Source organism: Rhodococcus sp. JS3073, assembly GCF_026810085.1.
Taxonomy (GTDB): domain Bacteria; phylum Actinomycetota; class Actinomycetes; order Mycobacteriales; family Mycobacteriaceae; genus Rhodococcus_F; species Rhodococcus_F wratislaviensis.
On record NZ_CP113951.1, the window covers coordinates 5,626,579 to 5,645,659 of the forward strand.

Consider the following 19,081-nt stretch of genomic DNA (forward strand, 5'->3'; position numbering starts at 1 on the left):
TCAGCCGGGTGACGGGAGCTCGATCGCATGAGACCGGACCGGCACCTCGATATGATGCTCACGAGGTCTGTCCGAGAACTCCACGACTGATCCGAGCATGCACGATGACGCGACAGTGGTCACGGCGGTCAATCGGAGCGCTGTCCCGGCGCGGCGCAGCGTCCCCGTGGGGTGCTTTCGATGCGGACGCGCACCGGATGCCTGCGCGTCTGATATCGCTCCTGGTGCGTCCGACCACCCCGCCGTTGTGGTTGGGGATCGTGGTCGCCTTCACCGTGATTGCGGTGGAAACCGTTGTGGTGCACCAGCTGAACAAGGTCGCGCCGCAGAACGCATTCGGCGCCGTGTTCTTGCTCGGGGTTCTGGTGGTCTCGGCTCGGTGGGGATTCGCGCTGTCGGTGATGACGACTTTGGTGAGCGCCATCGTCTATGTCTACTTTCACCTCCAGGTGGAGGGGACCCTGCTTCCGGCCAAACCCGGCGACTGGGTGGCCGTCGTGGTCTTCCTGCCCGTCGCGCTGGTCGCCAATCTCATGGCAGGGCAGGCCAGATTGCGCACCGCGGAGGCGGTTCTGCGCCGCCGGGAGGCGGAGGCGAGCCGGGACGAGCTCGCGATCCTCGCCGAACACCAAGCCGCACTGCGCCGGGTGGCAACTTTGGCGGCGCGTGGGGTGAGCCCGTCGGAGGTGTTCACGGCGGTGGCCGAAGAACTGGCCCTCTGGCTGCATGTGGTCAATGCCGCGTTGCTTCGCTACGAAGGGGACGGCACCGGGACGTTGGTCGCCGTCCGATATGAGCCCGGGGTCACTCTGCTGCCCGTCACCGGTGACCGGATTTCGACGGCGGGCGACGACGTCGGAGCGATCGTATTACGCACCGGCCGAGGTGCCAGGATCGACAACCACGCACACGTCGGTGGAGCAATCGCCACGCGCATTCGCGCCGAGGGCTTCGGATCGATCGTGGGAGTCCCGATCGTCGTGGACAAACGGGTGTGGGGCGCGGCGATCGTCGGATCGCGGCGCACCGAGCCGCTGCCCGCGGACACCGAAGCCCGCCTCGGTGACTTCGCCGACCTGGTCGCGACCGCGATCGCCAACGCGGCGACCCGCGCCGAATTGATCGCCTCGCGGGCCAGGATCGTCGCAGCCGGCGACGAGGCGCGCCGTCGCCTGGAACGTGACCTGCACGACGGGGCCCAGCAGCGGCTGGTGTCGCTGGGACTGGAGGTGCGGATGGCGGAGGCGTCGGTGCCGGCCGAGTGGGTGGACGTGAAGGAGCAGCTGTCGGCGATCGCCTCGGGGCTCACGGGGGTGTCGGAGGATCTGCGGGAACTCTCGCACGGGATCCATCCGGCAATCCTGTCGAAGGGCGGGCTGGGATCGGCCGTGCGGACGCTGGCTCGCCGTTCGGCAGTCCCCGTGTCCCTCGATGTGGCGCTGGATGGCCGGTTCACCGAATCGGTCGAGGTGGCCACCTACTATGTGGTCGCCGAGGCGCTCACCAATGTCGCCAAACACGCCCACGCCTCGGAGGTGGATGTGTCCCTGGGGGCGGCGGACGGCACTGTGCACCTGGTGATCGGGGACGACGGTGTCGGCGGTGCCTCGTCCGGTGCGGGCTCCGGGCTCATCGGATTGCAGGACCGTGTCGAGGCACTCGGCGGCCACATGCAGATCACGAGTCCGCCCGGTCACGGGACCACGCTGGACATCACCATCCCGGTCGACGGCGGGTGACCGACGGGGAACGCGCCGCCCGTGACGCGGTATCTTCCTGCTAGCGGGAATGCGTACCGGGGAGTATGGGGTCAACCATGGAAGCCATGGTGTTGCAATTCGGTCGTCTACGGTGCCTGATCGTCGATGACAACCCAGGTTATTCGGATACTGCTCGGCGTTTGCTCGAGCAGCAGGGCATCACGGTCGTCGGCATGGTGTCCACTAGCGCCGACGCGGTCCTGGCGGCCGCGGATTTGCAACCCGATGTCATCCTGGTCGACGTCGAACTCGGTGAAGAGAGTGGATTCGACCTCGCGGAGCGACTCGACGACGAGGCTTTCCCGTCGGCGGTGATCCTGATTTCCACGCACGCCGAGCAGGACCTGGCCGAGGTGATCTCGGGGAGCCCCGCGGTGGGTTTCCTGTCGAAGTCCGAGCTGTCGTCCGACGCAATCCGGGATCTGCTCCGCGCCGGTGACGGAACCGGGGGGAAACCTGTGGCTCCGGTCAGTGGGCCTCGAGGAAGGTGACGACCGCGAGAACTCGCCGGTGATCGTCTCCGGTCTCCGGGAGGTTCAGCTTGGTGAGGATGCTGCGTACGTGTTTCTCGACGGTGCCCTCGGTGACCCACAGTCGGCGGGCGATGCCGGAGTTGGAACGTCCCTCCGCCATGAGAGCCAATACCTCCCGCTCCCGCGCGCTGAGCGCGGCGAGCGGGTCGTTGCGCCGCCGGACGGAGACCAACTCCTGAACCAGCGCGGGGTCGACGACGGAGGCCCCCGCGGCGATGCGCTGGAGGGTATCGATGAAATCCTCCACGTCGGTGATGCGGCTCTTGAGCAGATAGCCGATGCCCCGGCCGCTGGCCAGTAGCTCCATCGCGTGTTCGACGTCGGCGTGCGCCGACAGGACCAGGATGCCGACGGCGGGGAATTCCTCGCGAATCGCCCGGGCCGCGTCGAGGCCTTCGGTGGTGTGGGTCGGGGGCATCCGGATATCGACCATCACCAGGTCGGGGGCTCGCGCGCGGACCAGTTCGAGGAGTGTGGTTGCGTCGCCGGCCTGTTCCAGGACGTCGAAGCCGGAGCGGGTGAGCAGGCTCGCCACACCCTCGCGGAGCAGGACGTCGTCCTCGGCCAGGATCACCCGCAGCCGTGTCGTCACCGGGCTGCTGTCGGAGTTCGCCCGTGCCCGCGCCGACTGCGGGTGTTCGCGGGCGTGGTCGTCGCCGTTGTCGGTGGGCACGGCCATGTCGTCGACGGTCAGGCCGTGGCGGCGCTGAATCCGCCGCAATTCCTCCCCGAACTCGGCGGCGGTCGCGGGCCGATCCTCGACGTTGCCCGCCATCGCATGGTTGATGGCGGAGCGGACGTCGGCGGGAACGTCGGACAACGTCGTATCGGGCGGCGTCGCGTCGGTGGTCTGGGGAAGCTGGGTGGCCGTCTGGTCGGTGCGGGGGCGTTCGGTGCCCGCGTGCCCGTTGAGCGCGCACAGGAGCGTGGCGCCGAGGCTGTAGAGATCCGAGGCCGGTGTGGGCGTCTCGCCCTGGAGTACCTCGGGCGCGGTGAACGCGGGGGAACCGGAGATGAGGCCGGTGGCGGTCTCGAAGCCACCCGCGATTCGTGCGATACCGAAGTCGGTCAACTGAGGCTCCCCGTATTCGGTGAGCAGGATGTTCGCGGGTTTGATGTCCCGGTGGAGGGTGGCCCGCCGGTGCGCCGTCTCGAGCGCCCCGGCAATCTTGACCCCGATGTGCAGCGAATCCTGCCAGCTCAGGGGACCCGCCTCGCGGATCAGCGCGTTGAGGGAGTCCCGCGGGTGGTACTGCATCACGATGTAGGGCACCCCCGATTCGGTGGTGCCGCTCTGGAAGATGCTGACGATATTGGGATGCCCGGACAGTTTGCCCATGGCGTGCTGTTCGCGGAGGAATCGGTCGAGATTGTCCGAGTCGAGTGCGGCGGCAGTGAGCACCTTGACGGCCACAGTGCGCTCGAGTGAGCGCTGCCGGCAGCGAAAGACCGCCCCGAAACCGCCACGTCCGACTTCCTGAGCGTCATCGAACCCGGCCGCGGCCAGCTCGACCGCAATCGCCCCGAGCGAATCAGACCGCGTCGCCGGAGGATGGAATTCGGCCATCGTCGACCCCGAGCTTCCCCGTCCGTGAGAAAAAAGCCCGATCACCGTCGAGGTGATCGACTTCGACAATACGTCATCGGCGCCCGGCTCGACACGCCGTGACGCCGGCATGCACACATCGAACAATCATGGAATTGCAGCTACCTGGAAGAGAGAGATTGCGGCTGGTTGCATCCGCAAGCTCCTGCTGGCAGTGGCGACGCCGGGCCCCGATTCCGCGACGATTTACATCAATGGTCGTTCGATCATCAACCCATCACCTGCTCCGCGCAAATCGGCGCAGCACAGAAAGAAAATGAAGGTGAGAACAATGAACAAGTTCGCAATCCGCGCGGCGGTCGCCGTGGCCGCAATCGCACCGCTTATCGCCCTGAGTGCCGGAACTGCTTCCGCCGCAACGGTACCCGATGGAGTGACTACTCCTGCCGCCCGCGTCGTGCCGGATGCGGGTCCCGTGACGGACCTTCCGGATTCGGGTTTCCCCTGGGGCTGGCCGGGAACGACGGGGCCTTTCGGACCCGGACGGCAGGATGTCGGGCCTTTCCATGGGGAGTTCGGCGGCTTCGGAGGTTTCGGGCACTTCGGCCACTTCGGTGGCTTCGGTGGACATGGTTTCTAGCCGCGGACGTCGGTGCCCTCGTCAACGAGAACAGCGTGTTTGAGAACGAGTTCGGAAACACACCCAACTCGATTCCGGCACTGCGATGAGCGGTGCTCGGCACTGTATTCGACTTGGCCGCATCGTCGTTCGAGCGCTTCGAGCGCCAGGAGTCCGCTCGCATCGTCCGCCGTGCCGGGTCTGACCCCGAGTACTTCGACCCGTCGCCGAACACCCCACACCCGAGGGGCGTCAGTCATGCCGTACATCACCACGTCCGATGGAACCGAGATCTACTACACCGAGCAGGGCGCGAAGGACGGCACGCTCGAGGTGTATCCGGGAGCTCCGCACGGGATCTACGGCGCCACGCCTCTCACCAACCGAACGGATCACGATCCGCTCCGGGTACCCACGCATTGCCGGGGTCGGTCCACTGACGCCGTTTGATCATCTTGCGGGCGGCGCGGTGATTGCGTCCGACGAGCCGGTCCAGATAGAGATGGCCGGCAAGGTGATCGGTTTCGTGCTGCAGGCACCGGGCCAGATAGCCGGTGCCTTCGACGGAGATCGGGTTGTTGGCGATGTCCACGCCGACCACTCGCGCCCATTCGGCTCGGCCCGTCGGGTAACGCTCGCCCGGAACGGAGAGGCACCCTTCGAGGTCGTCGGGGTCGGGCATGGTCTCGGGCAGCGGTGAAGTCTCGAGTGTCGGGTTGATGACGTGCCCTCGATGTCGCCGGGTGTCGTCGATCAGGTCGTACACGAAGATCGCCCTCGGGTCTCCGACTTGGTTGGCCGCCAGGCCGGCGCCGTGAGCTGCGGTGTTGGTCTCGTAGAGGTCGTCGACGAAGGCGGCGAGTTCGCTGTCGAACGCGGTGACCGTCACCGCTGGTGTGGTCAGTCTGGTGTCTCCGGCAATGAGTATTGGTCGAATGGCCATGCGAAGGAGAGTACTCAAATGTGAGTACTCGGGTAGAACTGACGGCATGAATCCCACGCGGCTGTTCGTCCTCGGCGCTCTCTCCAAGCGGGGACCGATGCACGGTCACCAACTGCGTCGCGACGCGCGTGTGGATCGGGCCGAACTGTGGTCACAGGTGAAGCCCGGGTCGCTCTATGGTGCGTTGCATCGGCTCGAAGACGAGGGCCTGATCCGGCCGTTGCGGACAGAGCAGGACGGTGCGCTGCCCGCCAGAACTGTGTACGAGATCACGGCGGAAGGAATCAGGGAACTTCGAGCGCTCCGCGATGAGGCGTTCACCGAGTTCGAACTCAAACCGGACCCCGTCGACCTCGCCCTGGCCGTCAGTGCCGATCTGGACCGAGACGTACTTCGCGGCTACGTCGAAGACCGCATCGCGGTCCTCGCGGCACGCGAGCTGCAGTTCGATCACCAGCTCGATCGTCGATGGCCCGACCAGAGCACCGCCGACGATCTCATCGTCGCCCACGCCAAGATGCGCATCCAGACCGAGATCGCGTGGCACAAGAAAGTCCTCGCCGATATCGACAAGCTGGAGGCACGGTGATCCGGTACCGAGTTGTTCGGCGGAACTGATCAGCGGCGCTCGCCGGAACGGAGTCGGCGGGCGTGCCGTCGGCGGTCGGCTTCGGTCATCCCGCCCCAGATTCCGTACGGTTCGTCCTCTGTCAGGGCGTGGTCGCGGCACTGGGCGAGCACAGGGCAGTCCTGGCAGATCTGCTGGGCGTTCGCTTCGCGACGGGCGCGGGCATGACCGCGCTCGCCGTCGGGGGAGAAGAACACCGATGATGCGACCCCGCGGCATGAGGCCAGCTCGCGCCAGTCCTCGGCATCGGGTGCGGCCACGGGGGCCGGTGTTCGTGACGTTTCTGCCAACAGCACTGCGGTCCTTCCGTTCCCGGCTCGTGGACAGATCCACGTGTCGGGAAACAGATATCGATGTACTTCGTGTGAGCGTCGGTATCGGTTACTGGTGGTTTCCAGTAACAAACCGGACGGCCCGTTTCAAAGGTATACCGGACGACCTCACGCCTGCGCCACCGGGTCGGATATCCAGCCGGGGGTCGGCAAGTAGCTCAGTGCTGACCTGGGCTGGAGTGGCGCCAGTCGGTTTCCACGAAGCGGATCATGGACGGGTGGCAACGACGAGCGACGCCATCGCCCTCAGTCCTTCGTGGGTGGGGTGCAGGGGCATCGTGAACGATTGGGGGACGAGGCCTTCGAACCACCGTCGATCGGATCCGGCACACGCATCGTGCCCTACTGCGGCCGCGGCCACGTCGACGAAGTAGGCGCCGTTCGTGCGTGCCGCGTCGGCGAGAACGTTGTTCATTCTCACGAAGAATTGCACGACGAAGGCGGCGTCGGCGTCGCTCGTGGGGATGTACGGCCAGCAACCGCGGTCGCCGAAGATGCCCCCGTGCCCCACCACGAGCACCGTTGCGGCGGGGGACTTCCCGGTGATCGCAGCCAGGGTGGCGGACACCTTCGGGCCGAGCACGGTGAGAGCGTCGTTCATGCGCCGGGCAGTGGTGGCGTCGGAACGACAGTTCGCGTCGAGTCCCGGGACGAGCGTGTAGCAGGGTTCCACCAACGACGACCACGCGATGTCGTTTCCCCCGATGCTGACGGTGACGAGCGTCGTGTCCGGCTGGAGTGCGCCGATCTGCGGTGGCTGCCGGCCGGTGATGGTGAATTGTGGTGTATCCGTGATATTTTCGGTCTTCGCCCCGGCGCACGCCCGGCTGACGTAGGATGCCGCGCCCAGGGTGTCGGCGACGATCTGCGGGTACGCGTCGGAGGTGCGGAAGCACCCGTCTCGAATCGACAGCGGGTCGTGAGGCGACCCGGTGGCCCGCGAATCGCCCAACGCGACGTACCGGATGGCGGAATCGGGCGCGGCGTCGGCCATGGCGACATGCGACCACGGGAGCGCGAGCGCCACTACGCACCCGGCGAGGACCGCCGACAGAGCCGACCTCACGGGAACGCTTCGAGGACGACCGGATCGTGGGGGACCGGCGGGTTTTTCGTCATCACTCATCATATTGCGGTGCACCGGATATCGACCTGACTTCGACGGACTCGGCTCCATGCGAGTCTGCGAATGTCGCGGACTTCGCGTCACGCTGAGTCCAATCGGTGACATCCATCGCCGCGTTGTTGAAGGCTGAACTAAGACTTCCGACCGATCAAGGAGCCACACCATGTCTCGTGAACTGCACCTCGCCGGCTTCCTCATCGCCTCGCACGTCACCCACTCCCACGCCGCGTGGCGGCATCCGGCGTCGGAGACCGACTACCTCGGACCCGACTACTACCGGCGCGTGGCGCAGACACTCGAACGCGGAAAGTTCGACTTCCTGTTCTTCGCCGATCTCCTCGCCACACCCGTTCGGTACGGTAACGACATCCGTGTTCCGCTGAGCAGCGGAACGCAGGCGTCGGCGACCATCGACCCCTCGCTGGTGGCGGCGGGCCTGGCCAATGTGACCGAGAAGATCGGTCTGGCGATCACCAAGTCCACCACCTACTTCCACCCGTACGAGGTGGCGCGGATCTTCGCCACCCTCGACCACCTGTCCCGGGGCCGGGCGGGCTGGAACGTCGTCACCTCGCTCAATCAGGCGGAGGCCCAGAACTTCGGCATCGAGAACCACCTCGGTCACGACGAGCGGTACGACCGCGCCCAGGAATTCCTCGAGGTCGCATTCAAGCTCTGGGGCAGCTGGGATCGCGACGCCCTGGTGCAGGACAAGGCGTCGGGTGTGTTCGCCGATCCCGACAAGGTGCGCACCGTCGACCACGAGGGCGAGTGGTTCAAGACGCGCGGACCGTTGACGGTGCCGCACTCACCGCAGAGCCGTCCCGTGATCATCCAGGCCGGGTCCTCCTCGGTCGGTAAGGACTTCGCCGCCCGCTGGGCCGAGGCGATCTTCGAGATCGACCCGACCAGTGAGGGCCGTAAGGCCTACTACGACGACGTGAAGTCGCGTGCATCGAACTTCGGCCGAAACCCCGACGACATCAAAATCTTCCCGTCCTTCGTGCCGTTCGTGGGTGAGACCGAGTCGATCGCGCGGGAGAAGCAGGCGTTCCACAACGAACTCGCCGACCCCGTCTCCGGCCTGATCACGCTGTCGGTGCACACCGATCACGACTTCTCGCAGTACGACCTCGACGCACCGATCGAGGATGTCGTCGTGCCGGGCACCCAGGGACTGTTCGACGTCGCGCGCCGGCTCAGCGTCGAGGACGACCTCACGTTGCGCGACATCGGCAAGCTCTACGCCCAGGGTGTGCTGCTGCCGCAGTTCGTCGGGACGGCGTCGCAGATCGCCGATCAGATCGAGGAAGGATTCCTCGGCGGGGAGGCGGACGGGTACATCCTGTCCGCGGCCCAGGCACCGGGAACGTTCGACGACTTCGTCGACCTCGTCGTCCCCGAGCTGCAGCGGCGTGGACTCTTCCGCACCGACTACACCGGAAGCACCCTGCGCGACCACCTCGGTCTCGGCGGCGCGAGCCTCACTCCCGCACCGCGCGGAGTGGCCGTCGGCGCCTGACGTCCGCTGGTCGAGCGATACCTCCAGGAGGGAATTCGGGCTACCGACGTAACTCGGATACTGTTAGTCTCCGAAATATGGGCATCTTCAGCGGTCGGAACTATCCCGTGATCGACCTCGACGACGCTGTCGTCGTCGTGACCGGAGGAGGACGGGGCATCGGGCGCGCCACCGCCGAACTGTTCGCGGCCAGGGGCGCGACCGTGTGCATCGGTGACCTCGATCGTGCGGTCGCCGACGAGGCCGCGGCCGCGATCGGCGCCCGTGCGTACACGGTGGACGTCGCGTCCGCGGAGTCGTGGCGGCGGTTCGTCGACGCGGTGCTGGCGGACTGCGACCGCATCGACGTGCTGGTCAACAACGCCGGCGTCATGCCGCTCGGTGGGTTCCTCGAGCAACCCGACTCGACCAGCCGGATGACGATGAACGTCAACGTGTGGGGTCCGCTGCACGGGATGCGAACGGTGTTGCCCGGCATGATCGAGCGCGGGCGTGGTCACATCGTCAACGTCGCATCCATGGCAGGCAAACTGCCCGTGCCCGGGATGGCCGTCTACAACGCCAGCAAGTTCGGGGCGGTGGGGCTCTCCGCCGCCGTCCGGGCCGAGTTCGCTCCCGCCGGAGTCAGCGTGAGCACCATTCTTCCCAGCGCGGTGCGCACCGGTCTGTCGTCCGGTGTGCCGCTGGGAGGCGGGATGCCGACCGTCGACCCCGAGGACGTGGCGAACGCCATCGTCCGAACGCTCGACCATCGTCGCGCCGAAACCGCCGTGCCCCGCTACCTCGCCGGATGGGATCTGATCGACGCCGTGGTCCCCGAGCGTCTCCTCGATCTCGGCCGCCGTCTGATCGACGACCGGCGGGCGCTCACTGCCGTCGACCCCGCCGGGCGGGCCGACTACGACCGCCGGCTCGCCCGCCAGTCGCAGACGCCGTAGCGCTAGGCCATCAGCGGGGCCAGCCGTTCCGCGTGCTCGCGCAGTGACGGGACGTGGCGCAGCATGAGGTGTTCGTGATCGACATGTCCCGACAGTGCGAGACTGCCGACGAGGGCCCCCGTTCCGGACCGGACGGGGACGGCGACGCAGGCCGACGCGTCCCGGAGTTCCGCGAGTTGGGTGGCGAAGCCCTGGCTTCGGATCAGGTCCAGATTCGCGAGCAGCTCGCTCCTCGCGACGATCGTGCGGGCCGTCAGCGCCCGTGGCTCCCACCGGGGAAGCACGGATTCGAGTTCCGACTTCTCCGCGAGAAGGAGCTTGCCGACGGCGCACGCGTAGAGGTGCTGGTTGAGGAACGACTCGTCCTCCGGCGGCGGGTATTCGGGGTCGGCGTCGGCCGTGCGGACGGCGACGTTGGTGTAGAAGAACAGGTGGACCCCGAAGCGCACCGACAGTCGCAGTTCGGCGAGAACCTCACGCGCCGCCGCACATACTGTGGGCACGACGGCGGCGTCGACGAGGATCCCGATCTTCTGGCCCAGCGCGAACCCGGACAGGTCGGGGAGCCGCACCACATAGCCTTCGCCCACGAGGATGTTGAGCAGTCGGTACGTGGTCGCCGACGGCATCGACAGGCGGGCCGCGATGTCTTTCGCTGTGACACCCGAGCCGGCCCGGGCGACCTCCTCGAGCACCCGCAGCGCGCTGGTGACGGCCTTCGGCTGCCGCCCCGACAGGGCTCTGTCGTCGGCACTCACCGGCGGACCTCCCACGGTCGGTACCGGCCGAGCAGGTCTTCGGCCACGGCCTCGTCGTACACACCCATCCGTTCTCCGATTCCGGGGGATCTCCTGGCGCGGATCGCGAAGACCGCGGCGCCGACAATCATCAGGAGCACGTAGACGGCCGTCGCCGCGCCCGCGACATACGTGCGCGAGAACGCCGCCCACCCGACCAGTGCGACCATCGCCGTCGCCGTCAGCACGCCGATGATCAGGGGAAGCCGAGTCAATTCGCCGATCCGCCGCAGGAATGCCGGCGTCGCGACGCACAGCAGGACGTACGCCAGGACGTAGCCGTGCGCGGACACGGCGAGGAGTCCGATCAGGACGTCGCGGCTCGAACCGCTGACGAACAGATAGACGACGGGCACCGCGACGACGACCGGCATCGCGGCCGTCAGCGCCACGTGCGGGGTGTGGAACCGGTGGTGCGTCCGGCCGAACACACTCGGAACCACCCCTTCGCGGCCCATCGCGAACAGGGTGCGCGACAGCGCCGTCGTCGATCCGAGGACACACGCGAACCAGGAGGCGGTGATGCCGAGTTCCATGACGATCGACAACGCCGACGAACCGGCGCCCGACGTGTCGGGCAAGGTGAGGACGATCGGCAGCGAGTCGACTCCCTGCCGCACCGGCTCCGGCAATTGCAGGGCGGCCGCGAACACATACAGAACCCCCAGGGCGATCGGGGTCCACCGGATCGCGCGCGGGACGGCGACGAACGGGTTGCGGGCTTCCCGCGCTACCGTGCCCGCGCTCTCGAATCCGACGAACGACGTGATCGCGAGCAGCACGGCGAACCCGACCGCGGACCCCGATTTCGCGCCGCCCGCGGACGGGGTGGCGCCCTCGCGGACCGATTGCACGAATGCGACCACCAGCGCGGCGGAGGCCGCCACGATGGCGAAGACCTCGATGGCGAGCATGATCCGCGCCGACAATTGCACTCCCCGGACCATGAGCAGAAGGGCGAGCAGTCCGACGATCGCCGCGAGGACCGCGATGAGAGGCGTCCCCGCCGGAAGCCCGACTCGCCCGAGCAGCGCGGCGAGGTAACTCGCGGCACCGAGCGTGCTCGCCATGGCCGCGGCGGCGTAGCCGACGAGCAGTGACCAGCCCCCGCCGAAACCGGGTACCGGGCCGAGGCCCTTCACGATGTAACTGTAGAGACCACTGACGGCCACCATCCGGGTGGCGAACTGTCCGATGCAGTAGCCGACCGCCGTCATCAGAATCGCCGCCGCGACGAATACCGCGATGGTCGCCCGGCCCGCATCGGGTATGACGAGAGCGGGCAGCGTGACCATCACGGCCGACGGTGCGACCGCGGAAACGGACTGCCCCAGCACCTGGACGAAACTCAGACGCGCCCGCTCGAGACCGGCGACCGGTGATCTACTTCTGATTCTCGGTGTACCGGACACCACGCACCTGCTCTCCACACTTTCCGGCCGGCCCCGCGCGAGTGATCAACCCGGGGCTGCATGAGTTGCACGCTAGCGCAGGAGACGAGCGCGATGCGCCGATCGGAATTAATTTTCGATCACCTCGAATGAGAATGGCCGGAGAATTCGTTCCCGATTCCGGAGCCTGCGCCTGCGCGCACCGCGGATCAGCTGCACCGACCCGAAAAGCCGGAATGAGAATCGGCGCCGCCGCGGCCGGAAAAGTCGAATGAGAATGCCGCAGTCGCTGATTCCCATCCGGATTTAGTAGTGACCGGCGACACATCCGGGGTTTATCGTGGGTTCAGGCCGCAGCACGACGAGGCGAAAACTACCGCCAAAAGTGTTCTGCCGAAGCCGGATTCATCCACAGATTCATTCACTCCATCGAAGAGGACATGATGACTGCAGTCGTTCACACCCCAGCCGGACTCGACCCCCGGGTCGTCGACTTCGTTTCATCGCCGAAGCGCATGTTCGTCGACGGCCGATGGGTGGACTCGGCGTCGGGCAGGACGTTCGAGACGGTCGATCCCGCCACCGGACAGGTGATCACGACAGTGCCGCACGCCGGCATCGAAGACGTGGACAGGGCGGTAGCGGCGGCCCGGCGGGCCTTCGAGTCCGGGCCGTGGCGCTCGCTCACCCCCGCGGAACGTCAGCGGATCCTCTGGAAGATCGGCGAGGGGATTCTGGCCCGGGCCGACCAGTTCGCGCAGCTCGAGTCGATCGACAACGGCAAGTCCGTGGCCGTCGCGAAGGCTGTCGACGTGACGTGGGCGGCGGAGATCTTCTTCTACTACGCCGGCTGGGCCACCAAGATCGAAGGCCGCACCATTCCCGTGTCGGTGCCGTGGGCGCCCGGAGCCCGCTTCCACGCCTTCACCACCCGTGAACCGGTCGGTGTGTGCGCCCAGATCATCCCGTGGAACTTCCCGCTGGTGATGGCCGCGTTCAAGGTGGCGCCCGCGCTGACCTGCTCGAACACCATGATCCTCAAGCCTGCGGAGCAGACCCCGCTCACCGCGCTGCTCCTCGCCGAGGTGGTCGCCGAGGCCGGCGTCCCGGACGGCGTGTTCAACGTGCTCACCGGCTTCGGTGACATCGGCGCCGCGCTGTCGAGCCACGACGACGTCGACAAGGTCGCGTTCACCGGTTCGACCGAGGTCGGAAAGAAGATCGTCAATGCCGCGTCGGGGAACCTGAAGAAGGTGTCCCTCGAACTCGGTGGCAAGAGCCCGCAGGTGATCTTCTCCGACGCCGACCTCGAGGCGGCGATCCCGGGCGTGGCAGGCGGATTCCTGTTCAACCACGGCCAGGCCTGCACCGCCGGAACGCGCCTGCTCGTCGAAGACCGGATCTTCGACGAATTCACATCCGGTGTAGCCGATTTCGCGAAGGCGCAGAAGATCGGTCCCGGACTCGACCCCACCAACGACATCGGCCCGCTGATCTCCCAGGAGCAGTTGGGCAAGGTCACCGGATACATCGACGCCGGACTCGCCGACGGTGCCCGCGCCCTCTCCGGTGGGCAGCGGCACGGCGACACCGGCTTCTACGTCGAGCCCACCCTGCTGGTCGACGTGAACCGGAACTTCAGCGTGTACCAGGAGGAGATCTTCGGGCCCGTCGCGGTGGCGGTGCCGTTCAACCGGGAGGAAGGCGTCCGCGCGGCCGCCAACGACACCCCGTACGGCCTCGCCGCCAGCGTGTGGACACGGGACGTGTCCCGCGCCCACGAGGTGGCCGCCGAGATCAAGGCGGGCACGGTGTGGGTGAACTGCCACAATGCGTTCGACACGGCGCTTCCGTTCGGCGGCTACAAGCAGTCCGGGTGGGGACGGGAACTCGGTGAAGGCGCCATCGCCGAATACACCCAGAGCAAGTCCGTCAACATCGCACTCTAGATTCCTCGACCGGACCCGAATGAGAATCGTCCTGCGTGCGTTCTCATTTGCTGTCGACGGACTGTGACGCTGCGGCAACTGCGCCGACAACCCGCAGTCGCATGCTCGTTCCAGAGCTCACCGCGGAGCCTCCACGCAGACCCTCTCCTCGTGAAAGTCGAAGGAAGCCATGACAACCAACGCCCCCACGCACTCGAGTGCGGTCAGCGACGTCGGCCCTCGCAGACTGGCAGGCACCCTCGGTCCGGGTGCCATCGTGTTCATGGTCGTCGCAGCGGCGGCCCCGTTGACCGTGATCGCCGGAACCGTGCCCCTGGGCATCGCAGCGGGCAACGGCGCCGCCTATCCCGCGTCGTACATCGTCTGCACGGTGGTGCTGCTGTTCTTCGCCGTCGGATTCACGGCGATGGCCAAGCACCTCCCCGGCGCCGGCGCGTTCTACACCTACATCACGCAGGGCCTGGGCCGGCATGCCGGTCTCGGCTCCGCATTCCTCGCGCTGTTGTCCTACACCGCGGTCCAGGGCGCGGTGTACGGATACATCGGAGCCGCAGTCAACGATTTCGTCACCGCTCACGGTGGCCCCGAACTTCCCTGGTACGTGTGGGCCCTGGCCGTGACGGCCGTGGTCGCGATCCTCGGATACCGGCACATCGACCTGTCCGGCAAGGTGCTCGGCGTACTGCTCGTCTGCGAGGTCGGGATCGTCCTCGTCATCGACGCCGCCGTCATCGTCCGGGGCGGCGGCGACGAGGGATTCTCGACGGCGGCGTTCCACCCCGCCGAGTTCTTCTCCGGAGCACCCGGCATCGCACTGATCTTCGCCATCGCCGGGTACATCGGATTCGAGGCCACCGCCGTCTTCCGTGACGAGGCCCGCGACCCGGGCCGCACCATCCCCCGGGCCACCTACCTGGCGTTGCTGGTCATCGGCGGTTTCTACGCACTGTCGAGCTGGGCGATGGTCAGTGCGTGGGGCGACGAGGGCGCCGTGGCCATCGCGACCGAGAATCCGGAAGGGATGATCACCGAGACCGCCACCCGCTACGTGGGCGCGATCGCCGGCGACCTCGTCCAGATCTTTTTGATCACGAGCCTGTTCGCGGCCCTGCTGTCCTTCCACAACGTGCTGTCCCGGTACATCTTCTCCCTCGGGAACAGCGCTGCCCTGCCCGCGGGATGCGGCCGCTCGCACGCCAAGCACGCGTCGCCGTACATCGCGTCGGTCGTGCAGACGGCGTCCGCTCTCGTCCTGATCGTCGCGTCCGCCGTTGCCGGACTCGACCCGGTGACCGAGGTGTTCGCCTGGTTCGCCGGCGTGTCCTCGGTCGGCATCGTCGCACTGATGACTCTGACCTCCGTGGCCGTCCTCGTCTACTTCGGCAGGACGCGAGCGGACCGGCGGGTGTGGAACACCGTCATCGCACCCCTGCTCGGCCTCGTCGGCCTGGCCGGGCTCCTGATCATGACCGTCGCCAACCTTCCCCTTCTCGTCGGCGGGTCGAGCACTCTCGCCGCCGTCATCGGGGTCCTGCTCGTCGGAACCTTCGCCGGCGGAGCAGCCGTCGCCGTTCTCCGACCCCACGCCGCACGCCACGACACCGCCCTACCGCAGCACGACACGAACGACACCATCATCGACAAGGAGATCGCACGATGAGTACCGCCACCACCGAGACCCCGGCCACCGTCGGTTCCGCCGCCCCGGATCATCCGCTCACTCCGTTGTCTGCGGACGAGATCCGTTCGGCGAAGACACTCGTCACCGACGAGGGGCTGATCGGCGAGAACGTGCGCTTCGTCTTCGTTGCGCTCGCCGAGCCGCACAAGTCGACGGTCCTTGCGTTCACCGCGGGCGACCCGATCGAGCGACGCGCCCGGATCCTGCTGCTCGACCGATCCACCGGCATCGGCACCGACCTCGTCGTGTCGGTGACGGAGAACCGTGTGATCAGCTCGACCACCGTCGATTCCGCCACCGACGGCCACGTGCCGATCCTCGACGAGGAGTTCGAGGACATCGAGGCGTTCCTGCTCGGCAGCTCCGACTGGCTCGCGGCGATGGCCGAGCGCGGCATCGAACCGTCGAAGGTCCGTGCGGTTCCCCTGTCGGCGGGCGTGTTCGGTCACGAGGACGAGGTCGGGCACCGCATCGTCCGCGTCCTCGCCTTCCACCAGGAGGACAACGCGGATCTGCCGTGGGCGCACCCCATCGACGGGGTCGTCGCCTACGTCGATCTCACCGAGCGTCGCGTCGTCAAGGTGGTCGACGAGATCGAGCTTCCCGTGCCCGCCGAGCGCGGCGAATGGAACGCCGAACCGCACGCCACACCCACCCGCACGGACCTCAAGCCGATCGAGATCACTCAGCCCGAGGGTGCCAGCTTCTCCGTCGACGGCAACGAGATCACGTGGGCCGACTGGAAGTTCCGCTTCGGTTTCGATGTGCGCGAAGGTCTGACGCTGCACCAGCTCTCGTTCGACGACGGGGGAGTCGAACGTCCCGTGATCTATCGTGCCTCGATCGCCGAGATGGTGGTTCCCTACGCCGATCCGTCCCCGGTTCGCTACTGGCAGAACTACTTCGACCAGGGTGAGTACCTGTTCGGCCGGTACACCAACTCGCTCGAACTCGGCTGCGACTGCCTCGGTGAAATCCAGTACTTCGACGTCACGATCGCCGACGAGTCCGGTGACCCGCGCGTCATGAAGAACGCGATCTGCCTCCACGAGGAGGATTACGGCGTCCTGTGGAAGCACACGGACATGTTCAACGGCATGACCGAGACCCGCCGCTCGCGCCGCCTCGTCATCTCGTTCTTCCTCACCATCGGCAACTACGACTACGGCTTCTACTGGTACCTCTACCTCGACGGCACCATCGAACTCGAGGCGAAGGCCACCGGAATCGTCTTCACGTCCGCCTACCGCGGTGCCGAGGGATTCTCCACCCAGATGGCACCCGGGCTCGGCGCCCCGTTCCACCAGCACCTCTTCTCCGCCAGGCTCGACATGGCCGTCGACGGCAACGTGAACACCGTCGAGGAAGTGGATGCCGTGCCCGTCCCGATGGGTCCGGAGAACCCGTGGGGCAATGCCTTCCGCTGCCAGAAGACCAAGTTGACCACCGAATCAGAGGGGCAACGCACCGCCGACAACCTCAAGGCCCGGGTCTGGCACATCACCAATCCCACCAAGCAGAACCGGCTGGGGCAGGACGTCGGGTACGCGCTGCACCCCGAAGGTCAGCCGGTGCTCCTGGCGGACCCGTCCAGTTCGATCGCCTCCCGCGCCGCGTTCGCGACCAAGCATCTGTGGGTCACGCAATACGACGAGTCCGAGCGTTATCCCGCAGGCGACTTCGTCAACCAGCATCCGGGCCAGGCGGGTCTGCCGACGTTCGTGGCGGGCAACCGGGACATCGAGGGCGAAGACCTGGTGCTGTGGCACACGTTCGGGCTGACACACTTCCCCCGGCCCGAGGACTGGCCGGTCATGCCGGTCGACTATGCCGGGTTCAAGCTCAAGCCGGTCGGATTCTTCGACCGCAACCCCGCGCTCGACGTGCCGGCGAGCACCGCGAAGCACTGCTGCGAAGGCTAGAAGTCGTGTCCGCCGTCTTTTCTCCGGCCGCCCACCGCACCAGTCATTGGTTGCGGCGGGCGGCCGCGGCCCTCGCGGTGGCCGCGGCAGGGCTCCACGCCGCGTCGCTCGGTGAGCATGCGACGTCGTCGCCGATGCTCGGACTGGTGACCATCGCGATGATCTTCGGATGCCTGTACTGCGCGCGGCACCTGTGGATGCGTGGTTCGCACCGGGATTGGGGTCTCGTCGCGCTGATGAACGTCGGCATGATCGCGTTGCACGTCACCGTGATGAGTCCCGGTTCCGGTGGCGGCGGCCACCACGGGCACGCGATGCACGCAGCGGCGTCGGCCCCGATGGGTCATTCGATGTCGGCTCCGATGGCGGCGGCACTCGCGACGGCCGCACTGGAAGCGGTCGTCGCCGTGACGGTGCTGTTCTACAAGACTCGGTTCGACGCCCGAGAAGTCCTGGACTGACGGAGAATGTCAGTGTTGCACTGGTGCAAGATCGTTCGCCACCAGTGCGAGAATGTCGTTCGCGTGACTGACGGCAATGAAATGACCACCGCCGCTGATCGGGTGCCAGACGGCGCCCGGGGTCTTGTCCGCTACTGTCTTGTTGATGATCTCAGGCACCAGGGTGTCGGCGCTGCCCTGCCAGAAGTGTACGGGGCGCGTCACTGTCGTCATGTCGAACGGCCAGGCCTTGTAGAGCATCGTGGCGTCGACGACGAGTCCGTCCGCACCATGTCGAAAGCATTCGCGCCCTGCCCTCAGGAACGCGTCGAGGACCTTCTCGTCGGCCAGCACCTCCCGATCCGCGGTGCACGCCGACTGCGTGATCGCCTTCGCGTAGCGATCCGCGAAGTGGGTGGCACTGATACCGAGCACGTCGTACATCAGTGTGAAACCGGGGTGGAAGTGAAGTGCCAGGCGGCCGCCCAGCGCGTCGACGCTGCTGAGATACTTCGCGGCCCAGTTCGATCCGAACGTTCCGTAATTGCCACCGGCGATGCACACGACATTGACGAGACGCGCGGGGTCCAGATACGCGGCGGCCGCCAGGGCCCACGGTCCACCCTCGGACCAGCCGGTCACCGCGAATCGCTGTGCGCCGAAGGAGTCGGCCAGCAGCAGGAGGTCATCGGTCCAGCCTTCGAAGGTGCGGCCCGGCTGAAGATCGGACCCGCCCATGCCCGGCCTGTCCGCGCACACGAATCTCAGGCCATTGGCCTTCGCATGCGAATCGAACAGCTCGGCCTCCAGGCGGCTCGAGGGTCCTCCGTGGTTGTGCAGGACGAGCGGTCCGCCCGGGTCACCGGCTTCGAGATACGTGATGGTCCGGTCGCCGACCCGGATACTGCCCTCGCGCGTCACGTGGACTCCTCACAGCGTTGGCCGGACGCCGAA

17 protein-coding genes are annotated in these 19,081 nt (G+C 66.9%); 10 read left to right on the top strand and 7 right to left on the bottom strand.

What is annotated here, in order from left to right; translation table 11 throughout:
- The first annotated feature begins 197 nt into the window (after window positions 1-197).
- Window positions 198-1,739, top strand: a complete 1,542-nt coding sequence (locus tag OYT95_RS25430; protein ID WP_268789460.1) for a GAF domain-containing sensor histidine kinase — start codon at window positions 198-200, stop codon at window positions 1,737-1,739.
- A gap of 77 nt (window positions 1,740-1,816) precedes the next feature.
- Window positions 1,817-2,251 (top strand): LytR/AlgR family response regulator transcription factor, encoded by a 435-nt coding sequence (locus OYT95_RS25435; RefSeq protein WP_268789461.1) that lies wholly within the window; start codon window positions 1,817-1,819, stop codon window positions 2,249-2,251.
- Here the strand turns inward: OYT95_RS25435 and OYT95_RS44485 are convergent.
- Window positions 2,229-3,860, bottom strand: coding sequence for a protein kinase domain-containing protein (locus OYT95_RS44485; protein WP_328286512.1), 1,632 nt, complete (start codon window positions 3,858-3,860; stop codon window positions 2,229-2,231). The two genes, OYT95_RS25435 and OYT95_RS44485, sit on opposite strands and share 23 nt — an antisense overlap.
- Before the next feature lie 52 nt (window positions 3,861-3,912).
- Between OYT95_RS44485 and OYT95_RS25450 the strand changes: the two genes are divergently transcribed.
- Window positions 3,913-4,479, top strand: a complete 567-nt coding sequence (locus OYT95_RS25450) for a hypothetical protein (protein WP_245973415.1) — start codon at window positions 3,913-3,915, stop codon at window positions 4,477-4,479.
- A 355-nt stretch (window positions 4,480-4,834) separates the two neighbouring features.
- Here the strand turns inward: OYT95_RS25450 and OYT95_RS25455 are convergent, their stop codons facing one another.
- Window positions 4,835-5,401 carry a peptide deformylase gene (locus tag OYT95_RS25455; RefSeq protein ID WP_037226140.1) on the bottom strand — a complete coding sequence of 189 codons (567 nt, stop codon included), beginning with the start codon at window positions 5,399-5,401 and terminating at the stop codon, window positions 4,835-4,837.
- Window positions 5,402-5,447: 46 nt separating this feature from the next.
- Here OYT95_RS25455 and OYT95_RS25460 point away from each other — a divergent pair, with 46 nt between their 5' ends.
- Window positions 5,448-5,990 (top strand): PadR family transcriptional regulator, encoded by a 543-nt coding sequence (locus OYT95_RS25460; protein WP_268789462.1) that lies wholly within the window; start codon window positions 5,448-5,450, stop codon window positions 5,988-5,990.
- Window positions 5,991-6,019: 29 nt separating this feature from the next.
- Here the strand turns inward: OYT95_RS25460 and OYT95_RS25465 are convergent, their stop codons facing one another.
- Window positions 6,020-6,325: a WhiB family transcriptional regulator gene (locus OYT95_RS25465; protein WP_037226136.1), complete on the bottom strand. Its 306-nt coding sequence runs from the start codon at window positions 6,323-6,325 to the stop codon at window positions 6,020-6,022.
- A gap of 244 nt (window positions 6,326-6,569) precedes the next feature.
- A complete protein-coding gene (locus OYT95_RS25470) occupies window positions 6,570-7,427 on the bottom strand; it encodes an SGNH/GDSL hydrolase family protein (RefSeq protein WP_268789463.1) in 858 nt (285 codons plus the stop codon).
- Window positions 7,428-7,650: 223 nt separating this feature from the next.
- Here OYT95_RS25470 and OYT95_RS25475 point away from each other — a divergent pair, with 223 nt between their 5' ends.
- Complete coding sequence (locus tag OYT95_RS25475; protein WP_112300159.1) at window positions 7,651-9,009, top strand: LLM class flavin-dependent oxidoreductase; 1,359 nt, start codon at window positions 7,651-7,653, stop codon at window positions 9,007-9,009.
- A gap of 77 nt (window positions 9,010-9,086) precedes the next feature.
- Window positions 9,087-9,947 carry an SDR family oxidoreductase gene (locus OYT95_RS25480; protein WP_268789464.1) on the top strand — a complete coding sequence of 287 codons (861 nt, stop codon included), beginning with the start codon at window positions 9,087-9,089 and terminating at the stop codon, window positions 9,945-9,947.
- 2 nt (window positions 9,948-9,949) lie between these two features.
- On the opposite strand, the gene OYT95_RS25485 is transcribed toward OYT95_RS25480, so the two are convergent.
- Both OYT95_RS25485 and OYT95_RS25490 read right to left on the bottom strand, forming a co-directional pair.
- On the bottom strand, window positions 9,950-10,705 hold the full coding sequence (locus OYT95_RS25485; RefSeq protein WP_268789465.1) for an IclR family transcriptional regulator: 756 nt from the start codon (window positions 10,703-10,705) through the stop codon (window positions 9,950-9,952).
- Entirely contained in the window at window positions 10,702-12,156 is a 1,455-nt protein-coding gene (locus tag OYT95_RS25490) for an APC family permease (RefSeq protein ID WP_174233820.1), read from the bottom strand. The genes OYT95_RS25485 and OYT95_RS25490 overlap by 4 nt, the downstream gene beginning before the upstream one ends.
- Before the next feature lie 422 nt (window positions 12,157-12,578).
- Here OYT95_RS25490 and OYT95_RS25495 point away from each other — a divergent pair, with 422 nt between their 5' ends.
- The 4 genes from OYT95_RS25495 (at window position 12,579) to OYT95_RS25510 (ending at window position 18,148) form a co-directional block, all read left to right on the top strand.
- The gene (locus OYT95_RS25495; RefSeq protein ID WP_037226274.1) at window positions 12,579-14,084 is read left to right on the top strand and encodes an aldehyde dehydrogenase family protein; all 1,506 of its coding nucleotides are present in this window, start codon (window positions 12,579-12,581) and stop codon (window positions 14,082-14,084) included.
- A 169-nt stretch (window positions 14,085-14,253) separates the two neighbouring features.
- On the top strand, window positions 14,254-15,744 hold the full coding sequence (locus tag OYT95_RS25500; RefSeq protein WP_268789466.1) for an APC family permease: 1,491 nt from the start codon (window positions 14,254-14,256) through the stop codon (window positions 15,742-15,744).
- A complete protein-coding gene (locus OYT95_RS25505) occupies window positions 15,741-17,687 on the top strand; it encodes a primary-amine oxidase (protein ID WP_268789467.1) in 1,947 nt (648 codons plus the stop codon). The genes OYT95_RS25500 and OYT95_RS25505 overlap by 4 nt, the downstream gene beginning before the upstream one ends.
- Window positions 17,688-17,692: 5 nt before the next feature.
- Window positions 17,693-18,148 carry a hypothetical protein gene (locus OYT95_RS25510; RefSeq protein WP_268789468.1) on the top strand — a complete coding sequence of 152 codons (456 nt, stop codon included), beginning with the start codon at window positions 17,693-17,695 and terminating at the stop codon, window positions 18,146-18,148.
- 9 nt (window positions 18,149-18,157) lie between these two features.
- Here the strand turns inward: OYT95_RS25510 and OYT95_RS25515 are convergent, their stop codons facing one another.
- A complete protein-coding gene (locus tag OYT95_RS25515) occupies window positions 18,158-19,048 on the bottom strand; it encodes an alpha/beta fold hydrolase (protein ID WP_112300155.1) in 891 nt (296 codons plus the stop codon).
- Window positions 19,049-19,081: the final 33 nt, after the last annotated feature.

What these genes read in the sequence shown, in the direction of transcription:
- OYT95_RS25430 (WP_268789460.1), top strand. Translation starts at nt 198, where the DNA reads ATGCCTGCGCGTCTGATATCGCTCCTGGTGCGTCCGACCACCCCGCCG.
- OYT95_RS25435 (WP_268789461.1), top strand. Translation starts at nt 1,817, where the DNA reads ATGGAAGCCATGGTGTTGCAATTCGGTCGTCTACGGTGCCTGATCGTC.
- OYT95_RS44485 (WP_328286512.1), bottom strand. Translation starts at nt 3,860, where the DNA reads ATGGCCGAATTCCATCCTCCGGCGACGCGGTCTGATTCGCTCGGGGCG.
- OYT95_RS25455 (WP_037226140.1), bottom strand. Translation starts at nt 5,401, where the DNA reads ATGGCCATTCGACCAATACTCATTGCCGGAGACACCAGACTGACCACA.
- OYT95_RS25460 (WP_268789462.1), top strand. Translation starts at nt 5,448, where the DNA reads ATGAATCCCACGCGGCTGTTCGTCCTCGGCGCTCTCTCCAAGCGGGGA.
- OYT95_RS25475 (WP_112300159.1), top strand. Translation starts at nt 7,651, where the DNA reads ATGTCTCGTGAACTGCACCTCGCCGGCTTCCTCATCGCCTCGCACGTC.
- OYT95_RS25480 (WP_268789464.1), top strand. Translation starts at nt 9,087, where the DNA reads ATGGGCATCTTCAGCGGTCGGAACTATCCCGTGATCGACCTCGACGAC.
- OYT95_RS25495 (WP_037226274.1), top strand. Translation starts at nt 12,579, where the DNA reads ATGACTGCAGTCGTTCACACCCCAGCCGGACTCGACCCCCGGGTCGTC.
- OYT95_RS25500 (WP_268789466.1), top strand. Translation starts at nt 14,254, where the DNA reads ATGACAACCAACGCCCCCACGCACTCGAGTGCGGTCAGCGACGTCGGC.
- OYT95_RS25505 (WP_268789467.1), top strand. Translation starts at nt 15,741, where the DNA reads ATGAGTACCGCCACCACCGAGACCCCGGCCACCGTCGGTTCCGCCGCC.